At 58.6% G+C, this 2,248-nt stretch carries 1 protein-coding gene and 1 pseudogene; both read left to right on the top strand.

Annotated features, from left to right (window positions below; genetic code table 11):
• Positions 1-150: 150 nt before the first annotated feature.
• A pseudogene (locus Q0341_RS11490) lies at positions 151-666 on the top strand (benzoyl-CoA 2,3-epoxidase subunit BoxB); the annotation flags it as partial.
• Between the two features lie 313 nt (positions 667-979).
• The coding region (boxA, locus tag Q0341_RS11485) for a benzoyl-CoA 2,3-epoxidase subunit BoxA (protein ID WP_299513387.1) at positions 980-2,248 on the top strand (1,269 nt) is incomplete at its 3' end.

The following is a 2,248-nucleotide window of genomic DNA, read 5'->3' as shown; positions in this document are numbered from 1 at the left end:
CCACTTTGGATGGCTCTAGACGTCCGTAGATCTCCTCAACTCGCTGCAAAACCATCCAGTCGTAGAGTCGGCCTTCAGAGACGGCCAGAACACGAACGACCTTCGGATCTCGAGCAACATGGCCACACCAGTCCATCAGAACGCGTGTCAAAGTCGTCCAATGCCGCCACTTTCTACAGCTCGGGCCTCAAAGGCCGTTACGAAGAAGGCAAGCGAGGCGACGACCATGTCCTGAAAGGCAACAGCTACAAAATCTTGTCGGTCGAAGACGGCAAGTTGATTGAAAAAGAAGTACCGATGCTCAACGCTTTGAATGAAGTGCTGCGCGACGACTACATCACCGATTCCAAAGGCGGCATTGACCGTTGGAACCGCGTGATTTCCAAGGCCGGTATTCCTTTCACCTTGACCGCCCCTCACAAGGCGTTCCACCGCAACATCGGCTCCTTGTCCGGCTCCAAAATCACGCCCGATGGCCAAGTGGTGACCGACGAGCAGTGGATGGCCCAAGTGGGCGAGTGGTTGCCGACCAACGAAGACCGCGCTTATGTGGCGAGCCTGATGGGCCGCTGCGTCGAGCCAGGCAAGTTCGCCAACTGGATCGCGCCTCCCGTCATGGGCATCAACCGTCAGCCAGTGGACTTTGATTACATCCGGTTCAACTGATTGATTTTTTGATCTGACTGCTGCCTCATGGGTGGGGCAGCAGTCGTCAAAGGCAGGGGCGGGTTCCTCATGCTGGGGTACCAGAAATCGTCACCTGCCCCTTCCCCTTTCAATGACATGGGTGTGCTGCTTGCCCAGGCTGCCAGTAGACTTGGCACGTTCATGCAGGCACTGAGCGACGGTATGGCTGGGGGCCGGGCACCGATTTCTGGTACTCCAGTATGAGGTGCCCGGCCCCCAGCCATACCGTTGCGGACCACGCAGACTACAAAGACACACTTGCTGACCAAGAAGACACAAGAGAGCCTAAGACATGAGCACCGAAGCCACGCTGATCAAACAACACCTGATCGACCCGGAAATTTGCATCCGCTGCAACACCTGCGAAGCGATCTGCCCGGTCGGTGCCATCACGCACGACTCGCTCAATTACGTCGTCAAGGCCGACATCTGCAACGGTTGCATGGACTGCATCTCGCCATGCCCCACAGGCTCCATTGACAACTGGCGCATGGTGCCCAAGACCCAGGCCTACAGCATCGAAGAACAACTCAAGTGGTACGACTTGCCGGCAGAACTGAGCGCTGAAGACTTGGCAGCTGCTGGTGGCGTCGCAGACGCTTCGCAAGAGGAAGCGCAAACGGCCGTTCAAGCGGCTGCAGCATCCTCGGCTTCAGCCGTCAGCACTGCCGCTGCTTCGGGCTTCAACTCGGCACAGTTTGGCGCGACCATTCCCCCTTGGTCGGCTGCCCACGCCTACACCAACCTTTACGGCCCCAAGGCACAAGACAAAACCATCACCGCCAATGTGACCGGCAACCTGCGCGTCACCGAGGTGGGTTTGCAAGAGGGTCAGAAAGACTACGATACGCACCACATCGTGCTCGACTTCGGCAGCTTGCCATTTCCCGTGCTCGAAGGCCAGTCGATCGGCATCATCCCGCCTGGGCTGGATGCCAACGGCAAACCGCACCATGCACGCCAGTATTCGATTGCCAGCCCGCGCAACGGCGAGCGGCCAGGGCACAACAACGTGTCGCTCACCATCAAGCGCGTGCTCGAAGACCACGACGGTCAAGCTGTGCGGGGTGTAGCCTCCAACTTCATGTGCGACCTGTTGGTCGGTGACAAGGTGCAGGTGATCGGGCCGTTTGGCGCGAGCTTCCTCATGCCCAACCATCCCAAGAGCAACATCGTCATGATCTGCACGGGTACTGGCAGCGCCCCCATGCGGGCCATGACCGAATGGCGTCGCCGTTTACGGGCAAGCGGTAAATTTGAAGGTGGCAAGCTGATGCTGTTCTTTGGCGCCCGCACACCCGCTGAATTGCCGTACTTTGGTCCGCTCAACAACCTGCCCAAAGACTTCATCGACACCGAGTTTGCGTTCTCGCGCGAAGTGGGCAAGCCCAAGCGTTATGTGCAAGACGCGCTGCGCGACCGCGCCGCGGACATCGCCGTGCAGCTCAAAGATCCGAACACCTGCTTTTATGTGTGCGGTCTCAAAAGCATGGAGGAGGGTGTGGTCATGGCCTTGCGCGACATCGCGAAAAGCGCCGGTCTGGATTGGGAAGCCATCGGT

It is taken from the genome of uncultured Limnohabitans sp. (genome assembly GCF_937889215.1).
Taxonomy (GTDB): domain Bacteria; phylum Pseudomonadota; class Gammaproteobacteria; order Burkholderiales; family Burkholderiaceae_C; genus Limnohabitans_A.
This window is presented reverse-complemented; position numbering and strand designations above follow the sequence as displayed.